Source organism: Streptomyces sp. NPDC048270 (genome assembly GCF_040652335.1).
Lineage (GTDB): Bacteria > Actinomycetota > Actinomycetes > Streptomycetales > Streptomycetaceae > Streptomyces.
The window spans coordinates 108,036-126,277 of sequence record NZ_JBEZLV010000018.1 but is presented as its reverse complement, the minus strand read 5'-3'; the positions used below and the strand labels follow the sequence as shown (position 1 = coordinate 126,277).

At 72.1% G+C, this 18,242-nt stretch carries 20 protein-coding genes; 14 read left to right on the top strand and 6 right to left on the bottom strand.

Going from position 1 to position 18,242, the window contains the following annotated elements; all coding sequences use genetic code 11:
- Positions 1–53 precede the first annotated feature (53 nt).
- The 4 genes from AB0D66_RS18335 to AB0D66_RS18320 all read left to right on the top strand — a co-directional run bounded on the left by AB0D66_RS18335 (position 54) and on the right by AB0D66_RS18320 (position 5,505).
- Positions 54–1,544 (top strand): hypothetical protein, encoded by a 1,491-nt coding sequence (locus AB0D66_RS18335; protein WP_362303921.1) that lies wholly within the window; start codon positions 54–56, stop codon positions 1,542–1,544.
- Between the two features lie 229 nt (positions 1,545–1,773).
- Positions 1,774–2,145: a hypothetical protein gene (locus AB0D66_RS18330; RefSeq protein ID WP_362303918.1), complete on the top strand. Its 372-nt coding sequence runs from the start codon at positions 1,774–1,776 to the stop codon at positions 2,143–2,145.
- Between the two features lie 187 nt (positions 2,146–2,332).
- Positions 2,333–2,560, top strand: coding sequence for a hypothetical protein (locus AB0D66_RS18325; protein WP_362303915.1), 228 nt, complete (start codon positions 2,333–2,335; stop codon positions 2,558–2,560).
- A 362-nt stretch (positions 2,561–2,922) separates the two neighbouring features.
- Complete coding sequence (locus tag AB0D66_RS18320; RefSeq protein ID WP_362304026.1) at positions 2,923–5,505, top strand: DUF4157 domain-containing protein; 2,583 nt, start codon at positions 2,923–2,925, stop codon at positions 5,503–5,505.
- Positions 5,506–5,644: 139 nt separating this feature from the next.
- Here AB0D66_RS18320 and AB0D66_RS18315 read toward each other — a convergent pair whose 3' ends face one another.
- The 4 genes from AB0D66_RS18315 to AB0D66_RS18300 form a co-directional block, all read right to left on the bottom strand.
- Positions 5,645–6,502, bottom strand: coding sequence for an alpha/beta hydrolase (locus AB0D66_RS18315; RefSeq protein WP_362303912.1), 858 nt, complete (start codon positions 6,500–6,502; stop codon positions 5,645–5,647).
- Positions 6,499–7,020 carry a TetR/AcrR family transcriptional regulator gene (locus AB0D66_RS18310; protein WP_362303909.1) on the bottom strand — a complete coding sequence of 174 codons (522 nt, stop codon included), beginning with the start codon at positions 7,018–7,020 and terminating at the stop codon, positions 6,499–6,501. The genes AB0D66_RS18315 and AB0D66_RS18310 overlap by 4 nt, the downstream gene beginning before the upstream one ends.
- A 273-nt stretch (positions 7,021–7,293) precedes the next feature.
- Positions 7,294–7,509, bottom strand: a complete 216-nt coding sequence (locus tag AB0D66_RS18305) for a hypothetical protein (protein WP_362303906.1) — start codon at positions 7,507–7,509, stop codon at positions 7,294–7,296.
- Between the two features lie 108 nt (positions 7,510–7,617).
- The gene (locus AB0D66_RS18300; protein WP_362303903.1) at positions 7,618–8,193 is read right to left on the bottom strand and encodes a DUF4232 domain-containing protein; all 576 of its coding nucleotides are present in this window, start codon (positions 8,191–8,193) and stop codon (positions 7,618–7,620) included.
- Between the two features lie 195 nt (positions 8,194–8,388).
- Between AB0D66_RS18300 and AB0D66_RS18295 the strand changes: the two genes are divergently transcribed.
- From AB0D66_RS18295 to AB0D66_RS18285, 3 genes are all read left to right on the top strand, one after another.
- A complete protein-coding gene (locus tag AB0D66_RS18295; RefSeq protein WP_362304023.1) occupies positions 8,389–8,913 on the top strand; it encodes a SigE family RNA polymerase sigma factor in 525 nt (174 codons plus the stop codon).
- On the top strand, positions 8,906–9,658 hold the full coding sequence (locus AB0D66_RS18290; RefSeq protein ID WP_362303900.1) for a DUF4232 domain-containing protein: 753 nt from the start codon (positions 8,906–8,908) through the stop codon (positions 9,656–9,658). Before AB0D66_RS18295 ends, AB0D66_RS18290 begins: the two co-directional genes overlap by 8 nt.
- A gap of 213 nt (positions 9,659–9,871) precedes the next feature.
- Positions 9,872–11,302 carry an amidohydrolase family protein gene (locus AB0D66_RS18285; RefSeq protein ID WP_362303898.1) on the top strand — a complete coding sequence of 477 codons (1,431 nt, stop codon included), beginning with the start codon at positions 9,872–9,874 and terminating at the stop codon, positions 11,300–11,302.
- A gap of 113 nt (positions 11,303–11,415) precedes the next feature.
- Here AB0D66_RS18285 and AB0D66_RS18280 read toward each other — a convergent pair whose 3' ends face one another.
- Together AB0D66_RS18280 and AB0D66_RS18275 are read right to left on the bottom strand one after the other, a co-directional pair.
- Complete coding sequence (locus AB0D66_RS18280) at positions 11,416–12,318, bottom strand: hypothetical protein (RefSeq protein WP_362303896.1); 903 nt, start codon at positions 12,316–12,318, stop codon at positions 11,416–11,418.
- Positions 12,315–13,328 carry an SPFH domain-containing protein gene (locus AB0D66_RS18275; protein WP_362303893.1) on the bottom strand — a complete coding sequence of 338 codons (1,014 nt, stop codon included), beginning with the start codon at positions 13,326–13,328 and terminating at the stop codon, positions 12,315–12,317. The genes AB0D66_RS18280 and AB0D66_RS18275 overlap by 4 nt, the downstream gene beginning before the upstream one ends.
- Between AB0D66_RS18275 and AB0D66_RS18270 the strand changes: the two genes are divergently transcribed.
- The 7 genes from AB0D66_RS18270 (at position 13,327) to AB0D66_RS18240 (ending at position 18,232) form a co-directional block, all read left to right on the top strand.
- Entirely contained in the window at positions 13,327–13,524 is a 198-nt protein-coding gene (locus AB0D66_RS18270; protein ID WP_362303890.1) for a hypothetical protein, read from the top strand. The genes AB0D66_RS18275 and AB0D66_RS18270 overlap by 2 nt on opposite strands.
- A gap of 47 nt (positions 13,525–13,571) precedes the next feature.
- Complete coding sequence (locus AB0D66_RS18265) at positions 13,572–13,703, top strand: hypothetical protein (protein ID WP_362303887.1); 132 nt, start codon at positions 13,572–13,574, stop codon at positions 13,701–13,703.
- Between the two features lie 11 nt (positions 13,704–13,714).
- On the top strand, positions 13,715–14,215 hold the full coding sequence (locus AB0D66_RS18260; RefSeq protein ID WP_362304020.1) for a hypothetical protein: 501 nt from the start codon (positions 13,715–13,717) through the stop codon (positions 14,213–14,215).
- A 341-nt stretch (positions 14,216–14,556) separates the two neighbouring features.
- Positions 14,557–15,579 (top strand): glycosyltransferase, encoded by a 1,023-nt coding sequence (locus AB0D66_RS18255; protein WP_362303884.1) that lies wholly within the window; start codon positions 14,557–14,559, stop codon positions 15,577–15,579.
- Positions 15,572–16,465, top strand: a complete 894-nt coding sequence (locus AB0D66_RS18250; RefSeq protein WP_362303882.1) for an alpha/beta hydrolase — start codon at positions 15,572–15,574, stop codon at positions 16,463–16,465. The genes AB0D66_RS18255 and AB0D66_RS18250 overlap by 8 nt, the downstream gene beginning before the upstream one ends.
- A complete protein-coding gene (locus AB0D66_RS18245; RefSeq protein WP_362303879.1) occupies positions 16,449–17,078 on the top strand; it encodes an HAD-IA family hydrolase in 630 nt (209 codons plus the stop codon). The genes AB0D66_RS18250 and AB0D66_RS18245 overlap by 17 nt, the downstream gene beginning before the upstream one ends.
- Positions 17,075–18,232, top strand: coding sequence for a hypothetical protein (locus AB0D66_RS18240; RefSeq protein ID WP_362303877.1), 1,158 nt, complete (start codon positions 17,075–17,077; stop codon positions 18,230–18,232). Before AB0D66_RS18245 ends, AB0D66_RS18240 begins: the two co-directional genes overlap by 4 nt.
- Positions 18,233–18,242 lie beyond the last annotated feature (10 nt).

Genomic DNA, 18,242 nt, shown 5'->3' with positions numbered 1-18,242 from the left:
AGTGAACCGAGAGGCGTGGGTGGTGCCCGCCAGGGGCTTGAGAAGATCACCTCATGGCACCCAAGGACGATCAGCCGGCACGGGTCGCGTTCGGCGGCGTGTCGGAGGCGACGGACGCGGCTCGCGCCGATACCCGACAGCTCCTCGAAGCCGACACCGCCCTGCACGCGGAGTGGATCGTCGGGCTCGCCACGAACAGCGCGGCACCGCAGGAGGTACTGCGGCGCGTGTTCAAGGTCGACCCGCTGCCCGACCCCCGCTACTGGCTGGCCTACCTGAAGCTGCCGCCCAGGGCGGCGAGGGCCGCCGTCGCGCACCCCGACCCGCAGGTCCGCAGGGTCCTCGCCGAGAATCCGCACGTGCCACCGGAGGCACTCGCCGTGCTGGCCGAGGACCCCGACCCGAGAGTGCGACGCGTCGCGGTGATAATGGCGTGCGAGTACGGCGTCGAGCTGCCGGCGGAGGTGGTCCTGCGACTCGCCACCGGCCCGGAGGCCCGGCTCCGGTTCTTCGCCGCGGGGCTGCCGGGACTGCCGGACGAGACGCTGCTCTCGCTGGCCGAGGATCCCGATCCCCGCGTCCGGGCCGCCGCCATCGGCTCCTGGAGCTGGCCCAGGCTGCGCCCGGAGGTCCGGGCCGCGGCCGAGGCCGACCCCGATCCCCAGGTGCGCAAGGCGGTCGAACGCGCCCTTCACGTCGAGGCGCCCCTGCCGACGTCGGTCGATGGCTTCCTCTCTGAGACGGACGAACGCCGCCGCCGCGACGCCGCGTCCACCGCCCCCCTCGACCCCGCCCTGGCCGCGTTCCTCACGACCCACGCGGACAGCGCGCTGCGCCACGGGGCCGCCCGCAACCCCCACCTGCCGACGACGCTCGCTCTCGCGCTGGCCGCCGATCCCGAGCCCTCCGTCCGTCTCGCCGTGTCCCTGCGCGCGGACGTGACCGAGGAGCAGCGGGCGGCGATCGACTACACCGTGCCCCCGGGCCGCCATCCGGTGCCGGCCTGGGTGGAGGAGCGCTTCGGCGACCCGGATGCGCTGCGGGAGATCGCCGCGTCCAGCCACGTCCTGCTGCGCCGGGGCGCCACCTGCGCGCCGGAGCTGCCCGGCGACGTGATCGAGCGGCTGGCCGCCGACGGCGACTACTACGTCAGGCTGATGCTCTGCGAGAACGACCGCGCCCCGCACGAGCTGCTCGTGGAGATGTTCGCCGACTGGAACGGGCTGAGCTGGGGCACGCTGGCGTACCACCGCAACTTCGCGCGCCCCGGTCTGGCCGGGTTCGCGGACGACCCGAACCACCGGCTGCGCTATGCGTCCCTCTTCGACCCGCACGCCGGACCGGAGCTGGTCGAGCGCCTCTCGCACGACTCGGAGGGCATGATCCGCGGCCATGCCGCATCCCATCCGTGCTTGCCGCGCGCGCGTCTCGTCGAATGCCTGGGCGTGACCGCGACCGGGATGGCGCGGGCCGCAGCCCGCAATCCCGCCCTCCCCCACGAGCTCATGCACCAGCTGCTCGACATCGCCGGCGTCGGACACTGAGCCGCCCGGCCGCCACGCACGATGTCAGGCAGCCAGCACCCGCGCCGGCGACCACGGCCCTGGTGGCCGTGGTCGTAGCGGTCGCCGTCGCCGTCGGGCCGACGCCGTCCGACCGTGTCATGACGTCTCACCGACTCGGGCATCATGGCGGAGGTCTCCAACGGCGGGGCCGAGACGAGGGGAGAGTCGCGTGGTGCAGTGGAGGCGTCTGAGTTCCGGTGTCCGCCCGGTGCCCCACCCTGTCGCGACCCCCTCGGTGTGGGCTGCCGCAGGGGTCACGGCCCTCGTCGTGGTGACGGTCCTCAACCACCTCAACGGGCACGGCGACCCCACCATCGACCTCCTCCTGGTGTCGATGGCCTGCGCCGTACTGAGCACGGGAGCGCGGCTCGCGGCCGCGCCGGGCACCGCCCTGGTCTGCTGGCTCGCCCTCAACGGCTTCGCCACACCGCCGATGGGAGAACTGACCTGGTCTTCCGGCTACGACCTGGGCCGCCTCGGATGCCTCCTGGCAGCAGCCGGCACCGGGACCGCCATCGCCCGCGTCGCCGGCGCCCGCGCGGCGTACCGCCGCACCACGCTCCCGGAAGCAGGCCCCTGACCACCCGACGGGCCCAGCCGAGGACGTCAGCGGTGATCGCGACGGCGCTGACCGCGGCCCGGCGGAATCCGGGAGGCGTACGAGAAGAGGCGCCGGTGCTCGGGGCAAGCGACTGCATCCTTTGGCCTACTGCGTGGTCGGCCCTGTGGAGGACGATCTTGCGGCACCGCCGCGAGAGGCTTGATCCGTGCGAACAACCATCGGATACACCGTCGAAAGCATCGGCTACGTCATAGGAGCCCAAGGGCTTGTCAGCTTCGCTTCGCAAACCCTCTTCGGCACGGAATGGGGTTGGCTGCACAAGGTCGTCGACCTACCGTCCACCGCTTACCTCGGCGTCGTCCTCGCGGGGCTGGCGCTCGTCGGCGGCGGGATGAAGACGCGGAAGGCGCCCGAACGCCAGGAGGCCGCCTGACCGGCAGAGGTTCTCGATCTGCCTTCGCACCTCGGGGTCCCCGATGATGATCCTCGTGGTTGCCGGGCTGTTTGCGGCCTGTGGGAGGCACCGGGCATTGCCCGATAGGGCGCCGAGGTCTGCCCCCGCAGCCTTCGTCGTAGACCGCTGCCCGCGTGTATCAAGGAAGTTGGCAACGTAGATCGTGGGGATGGTGCTCAGTGCGGACGCAACGCAACGACCGGTCGGGCGACGAGAGGAAGCCGGACCAGGCTCCCGCCTCGATGAGAGGTGTGTCGTCCGCCGCGCAGCATCGGAGCGTGTCAGCGCCGCAGGGGCTCCTCGCGTTGCAGAGTGCGGTGGGCAACGCAACCGTGGTCCAGATGCTCGGGCAGGCCGGCGGTCTTCGGGGCCGTGAGGAGCATCAGCACGGTGACGGCTGCGGCCATGAAGGCACCGCGCAACCCGCCGTGCAGCGTTCCGCCGTTCACGACGTCCTGCGCGCGCCCGGGCGCCCCCTGGACGATGCCACCCGCTCGGACATGGAGTCCCGCCTGGGGGCGGATTTCTCCGACGTCCGCATCCACACCGACGGAGCCGCGCGGGCTTCCGCGGCCGAAGTCGGCGCCCGCGCCTACACGTCGGGCAGCCACGTGGTCGTTGGCGCGGGGGGCGCCGACAAGCGGACCCTGGCGCACGAGTTGACGCACGTCATCCAGCAGCGGCAGGGGCCGGTCGCCGGCTCCGACAACGGTGCCGGCCTGCGGGTGTCGGACCCCTCCGACCGGTTCGAGCGGGAGGCGGAGGCCAATGCCCGTCGGGTGATGAGCCGGCCCGCCCCTCGGGGCGACCTCTCGGGCGTGGGCGCGCCCCCGGCGTCGGGCGGCGGGACCCCCGCGTCGTCGCCCGCCGTGCAGAGGGTCTTTCAGGGCGACCTGAGCCCTTACAGCACCGCCAGTGCGATCGCTGCCCTCAAGCAGCAGATTCCGGGATCGGCGCCGAAGTGGAGCGAGGTCAACGCGGCACGGACCGGAACGACGGCCTACGACAGCCTCGGCGGACTCGCGTCGGCGCTGGGTCTGCAGCCGCCGCAGCAGCAGCAGCAGTCCGGGGACACCTCGGCTCCCGGGGTTGTTCCCACGTCCACCACCACGGCCACCACCACCCCGACCGCGGCCACCCCCGCCCGCCGCACGGGGCCGGCACCCAAGCCCAAGCCCAAACCGGCCGGACTCACCACGGCCGGGCACCAGTCCAGCTCCGCGGCGGCCCACCAGCAGGTCGACTCGACGCCGGCCTCGGCGTCGCACGCCCACACCACCGCACCGCCGGCGCCGGTCGAGGAGCGGGAGAAGGGGGTCGCCGAGCAGGTCCCGTTCGACGAGTTCGCGGCGAACTCCGCGCAGGCTCGGGAGGAACTGGAGAAGGAGCAAGCCGCTCCCCGCTCGTACCTGCGCAGACGGGCGGCGAGCCAGTTGACCGAAGCGGTGTTCCAGCAGATGGCCGGCTCCGTGAAGATCAACAACAAGAACCAGCTCATGCCGCACCTCATCGACCAGCTCTACAGCTGCCTGGAGTGGACCGGCCGGGCACCCATCGCCGTCTTCACCCATGAGGCCCAGGGCAAGGGCGACCTGATGCTCGGTGTCAAGACCGCCGACGCGCTGCGCGAGAACTTCCCCCGGACCGAGGCGAACAAGAACGACATCGCACTGCTGACCGCCGAGGCGGCGCACAAGAAGCAGCCGGGGGTGTTCGCGGACTCCGGCCACCCGTTCACGGTGCTGGACGGCGCCACTCCCAAGGCTCCGCAACTCGGTCCCGACCAGGGCCCCACCCACGCGATCGTCGCCCCGCAGCTGGCCGCCACCAAGAACTTCCAGAAGACCGTGGGTAGTTGGGGCAGCAAGGTCTCCGCGATGACCGAGTACTCCAAGAAGGAGCCGCTGCCGCCGGGCGCCATCGGGACCGGCTACACCACCGGACTCGGTGCGGGCGAGGTCGGCATCACCTTCGACGCCGGTCTGCGGGCGTACAAGCAGAACCAGGACAACATCGAGGGCGAGGAGAACAAGCGGGCCGCCCGTTTGGAGAACCTCCAGGCCCTGAAGTCCAAGGACCTGCTGACCGCGCTCTTCCCGGAGGACCAGGAGCAGAAGGCGAAGGAGTACGCAGCCGCCGCCACTTCCCGGCTGTACTTCGCGTACTCCAACAAGAGCGCGATGCGGTTCGCGCTCACCGTGGCCGAGGTCGAGAACGGCAGCAACAACGACGTGCACGTCGTCCAGTCCTCGCCCACGCAGATGCCGGCCCTCGACGCCGCCGCGAAGGGCGACCTCGCGGGACTCGGGGTGGCCAAGGTCCGGCTGGTGGAGGTGTCCTCCCAGCAGGCCCCGACGATCACGGTCCAGGACACCGGCGGCCCCGGCAAGACGATGCACTGGATCATGACCGACCGGGTCCCGCACGACGACATGCTGACGCTGATCAAGGCGAGCGAGCCGATCGTCATGACGACCGGCAACCAGAGCACCTCCGAGGCGCTGTCGGCCGGCAAGACCATCATGTACGAGAGCATCGGCATGGAGCAGAGCAAGGCGTTCCGGCAATCGCTGTACGCCGGGGCCGGGGTCAGGCAGCCGGACATCGACAGCATCGCCGCCGTCAGCCGGGACTACGACCAGCGGGGCACCCCGGGCCCGGGCCAGCCCGAGTTCAAGGCCGCGGCGGCAACGCTGCGGAACATGCAGCAGGAAGACAAGATGGGGGCCTTCAGCGACCGGGCCTCCGCCACCAAGGACCTCGGCCGCTGGATCGGCGGGCAGCACCTGCGCGACTTCCTCATGAAGACCGAGCTCGCCTCCGATCTGCGGAGCGGGGAAGAGAAGCTGACATCGGACTACCGGAAGCCCGAGGCCTACAAGCGCTTCGTCGACCATCTCCTCGGACTCGCGGACGGCGAGTAGCAGCTCTTGCGCCGGCGGGGCGGCAGCCATCGGGCACGCCGCTCCGTTCGGTCTCCCGGCGTACCGGCGGGGGTACCTGTGGGGGACCTGTGGGGGGGGTCGCCCGCAGGTACCCCCACCATCGGTCTCCCCCGCTCGCTCAGCCGATTTCCCCCAGGAACGGGACGATCGCATCGAGGAAGTGCTCGTTGCGATCGCCGACCACCAGGTGCCCCGCGCCGGCGACATCGACGCGCCGCGCCTTGGGAACCCCGTCGCAGAACTGCTGGGCGACCTCTTCGCCCACCACGTCGCTGTTCCCGCCGCGGACGAGCAGGATCGGCACGTCGGCGTGGCGTGCGGCGTCGAGGAGGCGCTGCGCCATGCCCGGCGGGTCCATCCGCCCCTCGAAGGCGTCCAGCATCCGGGGGTCCCAGTGCCAGACCCAGCGGTCGCCGTGGCGCCGCAGGTTGGGTCTCATCCCCTCGGGGCCGGAGGGACGCGGGCGGTGCGGCAGGTGGGCGGATACCGCTGCGGCCGCCTCTCCCACGTCGGCGAATCCGTCCGGATCGCTGCGCATGAACGTGACGATCCGGCGGAACCCGCGCGGATCCGGCCGATGGGCGATGTCGACGAGGACCAGGGCACGGACAGCCGCCCCGGGCGCCTCCCCAGCGGCCAGCAGGCAGCCCAGGCCTCCCAGCGAGGCACCGACCAGCACCGGCTGTTCGCCGGCCTCGGCGGCGATCGCCCGGATGTCCCCGGCGAACAGGCCGAGGTCGTAGTCGCCGTCGGCCGACCACGCGCTGTCGCCGTGCCCCCGCAGGTCCGGGGCGAACACCCGCCACCCCAGCGCGGCCAGCCGAGGGCCGGTCCGGTCCCAGGCGTGCCGCGTCTGGCCGCCGCCGTGCAACAGGACGAGAGGGGGTGACGACGCCTGGCCCCACACGTCCGCCGCGAGCCGGATCCCGCCGTGGCCCACGAATTCCCGCGACCGGGGCAGGGCGTCGGCGGTCACTTGGCCTCCCGGGTGCGCAGCGGCGCCTGCAGCCGGTCGCGGTGGGCGTCCGCGGCCGCCGCGGCGAGCGCGACGTCCAGCGCGAACAGGGAGCGGGTGAGGAACCGGTCGTCGTCGATCAGTTCGGCGACCCACTGGTGCAGCGCCCCCGCACACGAGGCGCTGACCACGGCGGCAAGCGCGTCGGTATCGGTGTCGGCGTGCAGGAGGCCTCGTGTCTGTGCCTCGGCCATCGCCTGGCGGAGCTGGGTGTGCGGGCTGCGGTCGAGCACGCGGCCGCTCCCTTCCCAGCCGCGCACCATGCGGCGCGACACGACCGGGTCGCTCACGAAGGACCGGACGGTCGATCGGACCACCTCCCGGGGGTCGCCGGCTCCCAGCGCGGCCAGGCGTCCTTCCAGTTCGTCCGTGAACCCGTGGGCGAGCGCCTCCCAGATCTTCTCGCGCGGCCCGATCAGGTTGTACACGGTGGCCGGCGAGACCTCGGCTCGCTCGGCGATCCGCTCGGTGCTGATCATCGATTCCGGGCCCTCCCGCAGGAGTTCCCGCGTGGCAGCGAGGATCCGCGACCGTCTCCGCGCCTTGTGCCGCTCACGCAGCCCCCCTTCGGCCGTCCGCATGCGCCCACCCCGCCTTCTTTAAACTTAGAGAGCCTTCTAAAAATAGAGTTCCCTCTGGAAAGGGCCCGGCAAACCTCCGCGGAGCACCCCGACAAGGGCGGGGCGGAAAACGGAGCGGCGGCCGACTTCCCCAGGCTCGGCCGCCGCAGTCCGTCGGTGTTCCCTCTCCCACTAGTCCTCGTTGATCAGGTCCAGGCCCTCCACCTCATCGAGCTCCACTTCGTCGGTGAGGTCATCCGCGACACCGGCCACAGCGGTGGCGGTAGCGGCGGTGCGCGGCGCGGACGCCGCGCCATGAGCGTGGGCGGTCCCGGCGGCGACCAGGGCGGAGCCTCCGAGGGCAAGGCCGAGGGCGAGGGCGGCAAGGGTACGAGCAGTCAGACGCATACCCCGAAAACGATCTTGCAGTGTGGAGGTCACGCACCATCTGGCGCCCCGCCGGCAGAACCCCACCGGCCCTCAGGCGCGGTGGGGTTCCCGGCATCTGCCGGCCCGTCAGGAGCTCATGATGAAGCGCAGGGCGAGGCCGGAGGCCGTCGTCCAGTAGGTGACGCGGGCACCGTCGTCGAACGCCACCTGACCGGGCAGGTCCAGGTCGACCGGCCCGCCCGCCTTGCTTCCGGCATCGGGGCCCTGGAGGCTGAGGGGGATGGTGTTCGTCTCGTACGTGTCCATGCGGCCGCCGGTGGCCAGGAGAGCCGCGTACGCCTTCTCGCCCGGTGCGAGCGTGACGGGAGCGTCCTTGCTGTCCTGGATCACGGCGATCGGACTCCGCGCATCGGTGAACTTCAGGTACGGGTACTGGTAGAGGAGGCACTTCTTGTCACCGGTGTTCGTGACGGTGAGCAGGAGGTGCCTGACACTCCCGCCCTTCTCGTCCTCGCTCGTGGCGGAGAACCCGAGACCCTCGACCGCGCACGCAACAACGGCGGCGCCGGCCCCGTTGCCGGCGTCACCGCCGTTGTGGCCCGATCCGTCGCTCGGTGTGGCCGAAGCCGCCTGACCCGCCGTCGGCGAGCTCGTCACGCTCGGCCGGTCGGAGGACTTGGAGCCGGCCGACGCATCGGCCATGCTCTCCTCGCATGCTGTGGACGCCAGCAGCAACGCACCGAGAGCGGCCACGGCCGCAGCCTTGCTGATTGCCTTGTTTCCCCTGGTCAACGGAGCCCCCTATGTGGTGTGCTTCGATCTGCACGACCTGTACGCACCCCGGGAGCCACCGGGTTGCATGCGAAGCAGAAAAATTCCGGGATCGACGGGGGCGGCATGACGGAGGAGGAGTTCGACGCGTTCTACGCGTCGGCGTTCCCTCGGATCGTCGGCCAGGTCTACTCCTTCACCGGCGACCACGGCCAGGCCCAGGACGTGGTCCAGGAGGCCTTCATCCGTGCCTGGGACCGGCGGCGCGACTTCCTTGCCACCGAGGCCCCGGAGGCATGGATCCGCACCGTCGCGATGCGTCTCGCGGTCAGCCACTGGCGGCGGGCGCGGCGGTGGCTGGAGCTGGTACGCCGCACCCCGCCGCCCGGTCACGCCCCGGGACCCGGCCCCGAACACGTCGCCCTCGTCACCGCGCTGCGCCAGCTCCCGGAGCCCCAGCGCCTGGCCATCGTGCTGCACCACTTGTGTGACCTCAGCGTGGAGCAGGTAGCCTCCGAGACCGGCGCCCCGACCGGTACGGTCAAGGCCCGCCTCGCGCGCGGCCGGGCAGCCCTCGCCAAGCTGCTGCCGGCGAGCGAGGTCGGTGCGGCGGGCGGGCGTGGCGAGACCAAGGAGGACGACCGTGCCTGATGACCTCTCCTCCGCCCTGCGCGAACTGGCCGACAGCGCGGGCAGCCCCGCCCCCACGACCGGCGCGGAGGTCCGGCGCCGGGCCGTCTCCCGTCGCCGCCGCCGGCACACCGCCCTCGCGGGCGGCACCGTCGTGGCGACCGCGGCCCTCGCGTTCGCCCTGACCACAGCCCTTGGCGGACCGGAGCCCCATCAGCGCCCGGCCCCGCCCGCCGACTCTCCCACCGCGCCTTCCCCCATCGCGCCCTCGCCCGACGCCTCCTCCCCCGATGCGCCGTCCCCCACCGCGCCGTCAACCACCGCGACCACCGCCGTTGTTGCGTGCGCGGTCGAGGGTCTCGGGTTCTCCGCCACGAGCGAGGACGAGAAGGGCGGGAGTGTCAGGCATCTCCTGCTCACCGTCACGAACACCGGTGACAAGAAGTGCCTCCTCTACCAGTACCCGTATCTGAAGTTCACCGATGCGCGGAGTCCGATCGCCGTGATCCAGGACAGCAAGGACGCTCCCGTCACGCTCGCACCGGGCGAGAAGGCGTACGCGGCTCTCCTGGCCACCGGCGGCCGCATGGACACGTACGAGACGAACACCATCCCCCTCAGCCTCCAGGGCCCCGATGCCGGAAGCAAGGCGGGCGGGCCGGTCGACCTGGACCTGCCCGGTCAGGTGGCGTTCGACGACGGAGCCCGCGTCACCTACTGGACCACGGCCTCCGGCCTCGCCCTGCGCTTCATCATGAGCTCCTGACAGACGGGGCGGCCCGCACCGAGACTCACCGGGGGTCCACGCGCCGGGGCGCGGATGGCCGGCAGATGGCCGGAACGGAAAATGTTTTCCGCGGACGCCTATCGAATGGCCGTTCGCTGGGAATGCTGCGGGTAATTTCCCGCCCCTGACCGACGCTCACACGGCGCCGCCCGGGCGGGCCTTCCGTTCTGAGCCTTCGGGAGGTACTACGCCATGCAGTCATCCCCCACCCCGACGCCGGCCCCCAGCCGCCGCGGATTCCTCACCGGCCTCGGCCTGGCCGCTGCCGCCCCGCTCGTCCTCGGCACCACCACCCGCCCCGAACGCCCGAGCCGCCCCGCCGACCCGCGCGTCCCGGTCGGCCCGGTGGTCCTGCTGCGCGGCGCCTCGCTGGTGCTCACCATGGACCCGGCCCTCGGCAGCGGCCCCCTCGGCGCCGTCGAGAACGCCGACGTCCTGATGCGCGACGGCACCATCGCCGCCGTCGGCAGGAGCCTGCGGCCCCCGCCCGGTACCTGGATCGTGGACGCTTCGGGCAAGTTGGCCATGCCGGGGTTCGTCGACACGCACACCCACCTCTGGCAGGCGGTGATCCGCGGGGGCTGTACCGACGGGGACCTGTTCGGCTGGTTCACCCGATGTACCAACCCCCAGCGGAACCGGCTCACCCCCGAGGCCGTGCACAGCTTCGTACGCCTCGCCGCCCTCGACGCCGTCCAGTCGGGCGTGACCACCCTCGTGGACTGGGTGGACATCTTCTCCTACGACCTCATCGAGAGCTACGTACGGGCCCTGACCGGTAGCGGAGTGCGGTTCACCTACGCGATGTTCCCTTCCGAAGCCGATCCGACGCTGGTCACGAAGGTGAAGAAGGAGCTCGTCGACCCGGTTCCGCTCGCCGGCTTCCAGGTCGCCACGCACGCGGCGCGCCCCGTCCAACACCTCAACCACGCGCACTGGGAAGCCGCCCAGGACCTCGGGGTCATGCTCAACTCCCACGTCCTGGAACGCCCCGAGCAGCGCGCCGACGACCCCATCGGAGTCCTCACCGACATCGGCGCCCTCGGTCCGCGGCTCTTGATCAACCACGCGATCCACCTGACCGACGACGAGATCGCCGCCGTCGCCGCGCACGACGTGCGTGCGGCCCACTGCCCGCTCAGCAACATGCGGCTGGCCTCGGGCATCATGCGGCTGTCCGAGTTCGGACGGCGGGGCGTCAAGGTCGGCCTCGGCCTGGACGGCGGGACCAACGACAGCTCGGACTTCCACGCGCTGATGAAGACGGCCGTCGGCCTGCAGCGCGCCCGCGCGACGGATGCCGGGGTCTTCCCGCAAGTGCACGACATCCTGCGGATGGCCACGCTCGGCGGCGCCGAGGCCCTCGGGATCAGCGACCGGGTGGGCTCCTTAACCCCCGGAAAGCGTGCCGACGTCGTGGTCGTCGATCCCGCTGCCCTGAACTTCGCGCCGCGCTTCGACTGGGTCGGGCAGACCGTCTACAACGGGCGGCCCGAGAACATCGACGCCGTGTTCGTGGACGGACGGCCCCTCAAGTTCGGCGGCCGGCTCGTGGACGTCGACACGGACCGCGTCGTGCGGGAGGCCGAAACGGCCGCGACCCGACTCCGCGCGGCCGGATGAACGCCACCGGTCCGGCGGCCCCGGCCTGGCCGCATCGCCAGCCGGCGCCGCCGCAGACGCGGGGGCGGGGCTCGATACCGAGCACTCCAGCGCCCCAGCCGGGGGCCGGCCGCTCACGTCACCAGGCGCAGCGACGTCTCCGCGATGCCCAGCCGTACGCTCTGGCCCCAGGTCAGTTCCAGGGCGTCGCCCTCCATCCCGTCCCCGAAGACCACGATCCGGTCCGACTCCACGGTCAGCTGCAGCCGTTGTCCCCGCTCCAGTTCGCCGGCGACCTTCGTCGTTCCGGTCGCGGGGGACGGCCAGGCCTCGCGCACGAACCACAGGAGCCGCCGGTCGCAGGGTGCGGGCAGCCCGGGCGCGGGGCTGCCGCGCTCCAGCCACAGGGAGCGCAGCCAGCCGGTGGCGCCGGTGCCGGTGCCCACCAGCACCCCGGAGGATGCCTGCGCCTCGCCCGGGCCCTTCTCGCCCTCGGAGCCCAGGCGGTAGCGGGCCGTCTGGTGACCCGGTGAGCCCAGGTAGATCTCGTTCAGCGCGAGAAGGCGCTGGGTGTCGTCGGCGACGGCCTCGACCATGGTCAGCTCCTCCGCCGGGTCGCCGGCGGCGGCCGCCGCACGCAGCAGGGCGGCCGCGTCGGCGCAGCGGTGGCGGACCAAGACCCCCGGGTTGCGGCCCGGGTCGGTGTCGATGCCCACCACCGGCTGTCCGCGCAGGTACTTCGCGGTGTTGGCGACCAGGCCGTCCTGGCCGACCACGACCACCACGTCCTCCGGGGCGAACAGGAAGCGGTCCAGGTCCGCCCGCTCCACCCGGGAGCTGCGCCAGGTGAGCGGCACCGCCGCCGCCACCTCCCGCAGCGCCTGCCGCGTGCGGTCGTGGCGGCGGGCCACCTCGTCGATCGACCGGCCCCGGCTGGAGAGGAAGAACGCGGCCTGCCCGTGCGTCCCGTGCCGGGCGAGCAGTTCCTCGTACTCGGTCCTGCGGTGCACGATCACCGCCCGCGGGGCCAGGCTCACGCGCCCGCGCCGCCTTCCGGACGTCCGAGCCTGGTGAGGAGCCCGGTCAGGACGTCGGGAGAGAGCGTGATGCTCTCGATCCGCGGCAGGTTCTCCGCCAGCCGGGTCGCCGCCAGGGCGTGCAGCGTGCCCGGGCCGGCTTCGTCGTGCACGCGCAGCCATGCGGCCTGGACCTCGGCGCGCGCCGCGCCCGTCTCGCGCGCCGCCTCGGCGTCCGCGCGGGCCAGGCGTACCTTGCGGGCTGCCTCGGCCTCCGTCCGCACGCCGTCGGCCGCCGCCTTCTCCTCGGCCTCGCGCCGGGCGTTGGTGCCGCGCTGCTCGACCAACTGCTCTTCGCGGCGGGCCAGTTCGATCTGGCTGGCCAGTTCGTTCTCGGCGATGGCGCGCTCGCGCTCGACGGCGACGGCCCGGCGTTCGTAGGTGGCCCGGTCCGCCTCCTGCTGGATCTGCTCGCGGGCCGGGGTGCGCAGGGCGCGCTCGACCTCGGCCTCGGGGCGGATCGCCACGACCCGCACGGCCACCACATCGATACCGGTGGCCGGGAGCCTGGGCTCGGCGGCGAGACCGGCGGCGACCCGTTCCCGTACGGAGGCGACGCCGTCCACCAGGGCGGCGGCCAGCGGGGTGCGGGCCAGTACGTCCAGGGTGTGCTGCTGCGCGGTCTCGGTGAGAAGGGTGGCGATCTGCTCCAAGGGCGCGCCGCGCCAGCTACCGGTGTCCGGGTCGACGGAGAAGTCGATCCGCTCCGCGGCCTCGGCCGGGTCGCTGATCCGGTACGTGACGGTGGCCTGCACGGCGACGTCCTGGAAGTCGGACGTACGGGCGTGGAAGGCCATGGCCAGCTCGCGGTCGTCCACGGGGACTTCGGAAAGCGCCGCCGACAGCGACCGGTACCAGAAACTGAGCCCGCGCCCGTCGTGGACGAGCCGGCCGCGCCTGTGGTGGCGGATGTGGGCGGTGGGCGCGGAGCGCAGATGACGCCAGCCGAAGCGCCGGGTGATGTCGGCCATGAGGGACCCCCTTTATTTCGTCAATGCGACGATAACGAAGGGGTCGCATATCGTCAAGAGGACGAAAAGGGGCTGCCCCGGCTTCGGCGGGGCGGTGGGCCGCGAGATCACGTTCGACCCGGACGGGTACTCCGCGGCCGCGAGCCTTGCCGCCGACCTCGTGGGCGACAAGGCGGCGATTTCGGCGGCCGGCTGACGGACTGATGTACTTCGCCTGTACTTCGCCGTGGAAGGAGAGCCCGAATGCGCACGTCACTGCCGGTCCCGCACGAGTTCCGCCTGCCCGAGGGCCGGCTTCCGGCCGACCCGGGAGGCGGCGACCCGAACGTCTCGCTCGCTGCCGTGCATGCCGAGTCGGCGAAGAAGGCGGCGTAGCAGTGGGGCGCATGTGGGACAAGTGGATGGGAACCCGCTACGCCGACGCGTGCACCGAGGCCGTTCCCACCCACGAGCTGCGGACCGCCCTGCTCGCGCTCAACGGCACGGGCGCGCCCTTCCGCATCCGCGAGACGGGCACGGGCCGTGCGAACCTGCTGGCGCAGTGGCGGTTCCTGGAGCCGGCCTCGGGCTCCGGTGGCACCCGCAGGCAGGTGGAACGGACCCTCAAGATCTGGATGCACCTGAGCCCCCGCGAGCGCGAGGTGCGTGCCATGGACGAGCAGTTCGAGGTGACGCGGGCGGGCGCGGAGCCGGGCCGGACCGTGGCGCGCGCACGCGGCCGCGGGCCGATCCGCGGCATCCGGAAGGAATGGACCCTGCAAACGGGGCCGGACGGCCGCAGGCACAGGGTCGAGACGTTCAGCTTCGACTCACGGGACCTGAAGGACCCGCTGCGCAACACCGTCCTCGCGGCCGGGTGGACTTGGCGCGGTGTGTACAAGTTGTGACCGCAGCACGTCCTCGTACGGACGCTTGGTGGAGGTTCCACTTCCGCACACGCGTCGTGAGCCCAGGCACCGACCGGGGTGCCGCCGCCGGCGCCGGCTGCGTGTTTCGGGGCTGTGGGGCGGGTGGGGGCCTCTGGTCCGGCTCTGTGGGCTCTCTAGGGGTGGGCGGGACATTGTCCGGAACCTGTTCGCGTGTCCTGTGGAGGCTGGGTCCAGGTCCGCGCCCGTGCTCGAACCGCACGTGGCGGCACCGTCCGCGCCGGGCCCGCCCGCCCGGGCCTGCCGGGGCGCGGTGTAGGGCCTCTCCCACGCAGTCGCGAGCCCGTTTCTGACGAAAGGTCATGCACGCCATGATCATTGCGGCAATCGCAGATAGTGCTCCAGGAACCGGAAACGACACGACGATCCGCCGGATCGCGGCTCATTTATCCAGTGTGGGTCATGAATTACGGCTGGTGGAAGCCAGTTCCCTCCCCCAGGTCCTTGCCGACGGGGTCGGGGGGCTGAGCTTCGACGCCGCGATCGTGACCCATGCGGTGGCCGCGGGTGAGATCCGGCACCGCCTGAACGTCCCGTACATCGTGGTGTTCGGCGGGACCGATCTCAACGAGTTCTCCCTGGACCCCGCCCATCTCGCGGTCATGACCGAGGCGGTGGCCGGTGCGGAGGCGTTAGTGGCGTTCAACGACGACTTCGTGTTGCGATGTCTGGCCCTGTGGCCGGACACCATCCAAAAGCTGTACTCGATTCCCCAGGCGGTGGACACCGACCCGTCCGACTTCTCGCTGAAGAATCGCCTCGAACTGCCGGACGACTCCAAGGTCTTCCTCCTGCCGGCGGGGTTGCGTCCGGTCAAGGACCCCCTCTTCCTGACCGCGTGTGTGGACGAGTGGCATCGGGAGGACCCCCGCGTGCGTCTGGTCATAGCGGGCGTCGCCTACGACGGGTTCGAAGAGATCCTGCGTCGTCGATGTCTCAGGCACAGCGGAGTCCACTACGCCGGCGCCCTGAACCGCCGGGACCTGCACGCGGCGATGCGGGAGGCCACCGCCGTACTGAACACCTCGCTCAGCGAATGCAGCCCCAACGCGGTGCTGGAGGCCATGCATCTGGGCACCCCGGTCATCGCCCGCGATATTCCCGGCAACACCTGTCTGGTGGCCGACGGCATCACCGGCTTGCTGTTCCACAGTCCGGACGAGTTCAGAACGCAAGCCCAGAGGCTGCTGGAAGACCCTTCGCTCGCGGCCTCTTTGGCGGGCAACGCCCGCCGGATGATCGACAGCAGGCACGGCCTGCCGGCCGAGGCCGCCGCGTACACGCAGGTCCTTCAGCACGTGGCCGGCAGGAGCGTCCATGCGTGAGACAGCGACGGTCCGCCTCCCCGGAACCGAACTGTTCGTGGAGGCGTTCGGGGAGGAGGGGGACCCCGTGCTCCTCCTGGTCTCCGGCACGGGCGCGTGCATGCTCGCCTGGGACCGGGAGTTCTGTACCCGGCTGGCCGCCGGACGACGGCGCGTACTGCGCTACGACGGACGGGACACCGGCCGTTCGACCACCTGCATGCCGGGCTCACCGGACTACGACCTGCATGATCTGGCCTCCGACGCGATCGGCATCCTGGACGCCTTCGGGGTCACGCAGGTCCATCTGGTCGGGCTGTCCCAAGGCGGAGCCGTCAGCCAACTGGTCGCGCTCGCCCATCCCGGCCGGGTGGCATCGCTGACGCTGATCTCCAGCAGCCCGGGCGACGCGGATCCCGAACACCCGACCTTGCCGCCCACCCCGCTCGAGACCCAGGTCGAACTGCACAACGCGCCCTGGCCGCAGTGGTCGGACCAGGCCTCGGTCGCGGACCACATCGTGTTCCTGGACCGGCTGCACGCCGGACCGGGGCGGGAGTTCGACGAGCACTCCTCCCGGGACCGGGCGCGCAGGGTGGTCGAGCGGGCAGGGAACATCGAGTCCAGCCTGACCAATCACTACTACGTGGAGCCTGTCGCTCCGTGGCGCGCCCGGCTGCCCGAGATCCGGGTACCCACGCTGGTCCTCCATGGCGCGCACGACCAGCTCCTCCCACTGGAACACGGCCTCGCCCTTGCCCGGGAGATCCCGGGCGCGAAGATGACGACCCTGCCCCTCGGCGGCCATGGTCTGGACCCCCGGGACTGGGCTCCGGTCATCGGCGAGATCCTCGGTCACACCCACCCCGCTGAAGAAGGACTCCTCCCCCATGCTGCTGTCCGCTGAACCCGACATCCGGCTGTCCTGCGACGCCCTGCTGTTCGACATGGACGGAGTGCTGGTCGATTCCCTGCCCACGATCGAACGCCATCTGCGCGACTGGTCCTTGGAGCACGGGCTGGACCCCGCGACGGTGCACGAACTGTCCGGCGGCCGTACCACCCGCGAGTTGGTAGAGCTGGTGGCGCCCGGCCTGGACTCGTCCGCCGAGGAGGCCCGCCTGCTGGTCCGTGAGGTCGAGGACACCGCGGGCATCTCGGCCTCCCCCGGGGCCATGAGCCTCCTGGCGGATGCCGGGCCCTGGGCCGTGGTGACCTCCGGGCGACGCGCGGTGGCCAGGGCCCGCCTCGAGGCCGCGGGCCTGCCGATACCCGCGGTACTGGTGACCGCCGATGACGTGACGGCCGGAAAGCCCGACCCGCAGGGCTATCTTCAGGCGGCCCGCCGCCTGGGCGCGGCGGCCGGCCGGTGCGTGGTGCTGGAGGACGCGGCGGCGGGGATCGACGCCGGTGCGGCGGCCGGGATGACCACCATCGAGATGCGTCCGGTGCCGTCCGCCCGGCCCCGCCTGGGCGACCACCTGATCACCGGCCTGGACATGCTACGAGTCGTGCGGTGACCGACTTCGCACGGTTGCGGCTGATCTACCTGCTCACCGGTGTGGTCAATGCGCAGTGGGGGGCGTGCCTGCCCGCCCTGGACGCCCGCCTGGACCTGGGTGAGGGCAGGCTGGGCGGGGTGCTGCTGGCGATGGGGCTCTCCGCGATGGCGGGCATGGCCGCAGCCGGGCGCCTGGCCGCACGGCCGCTGCTCGTGTGGACCGCTCCCGCCGCCGCGCTGGCCCTCGTCGGTCCGGCCGTCGCGGACGGCTACGGGGCGCTGATGGTCGCGGCCGGGGTGCTGGGGCTGCTTCTGGGCGGCCTCAACGTCGTGCTGACGCTGCACGCCGCCGCTGCCGAGCACGTCCACCAGCAGCCGGCCATGTCCCGGCTGCACGCCATGTGGACGGTCGGCGCGGTGGGCGGCGGCCTCGCCGTCGCTGCCGCCCTGCAGGCCGGTGCCGGGGTGGCGGCCGTGCTGGCCTCCAGCGGACTGGTCTTGGCCGCGGCCATCGGCGTCGCCACCTTCCGGGCCCGGCCGCCCGCCCCCCGTCCCGCCGCGCCGGGCACCACCGCGCGTCGGAGCCCGCTGCTGGTGGTGGCGATGGGGCTGCTGGGCGCGGCCGCGTTTCTCACCGAAGGGGCCGCCACCGACTGGGCGGGTGTCCACGCCCGTCGGGTTCTCGATGTCACGCCGGCCGTGGCCTCCCTGGCCTATACGGCCTTCCTCGCGGCCATGACCGTGGTGCGTTTCGCGGGCGACTTCCTGCGCTCCCGCCTGGGTCCGGGCGTGACGCTGCGGACCGCGGGGATGGCCACCGCGACGGGGCTGCTGCTCGTGATCTCCTCGTCCACCCTGGGCACGCTCGGCGCCTATGCGGGATGGGCACTGGCCGGTGCCGGGATGGCGCTCATCTGGCCCGTCCTGGCCAGCACCGCCGGCCACGGGACGCCCGGCCAGCTCTCGACGATCACCACACTCAGCTACAGCGGCAGCCTGGTGGGCCCGGCGGCCATCGCCTACATCGCGGCCGCCACGTCCCTGCCCACCGCTCTGGCACTTCCCGCGGTGCTCGCCGCGCTCCTCGCGTTGACCGGCCCGTACGTCCTTGCCGCATGGATCGGTACGACGGCGGACGGGGGGCGCGAGCGGGAACTGCTCGAACAGCGTTGAGGGTCGTCCG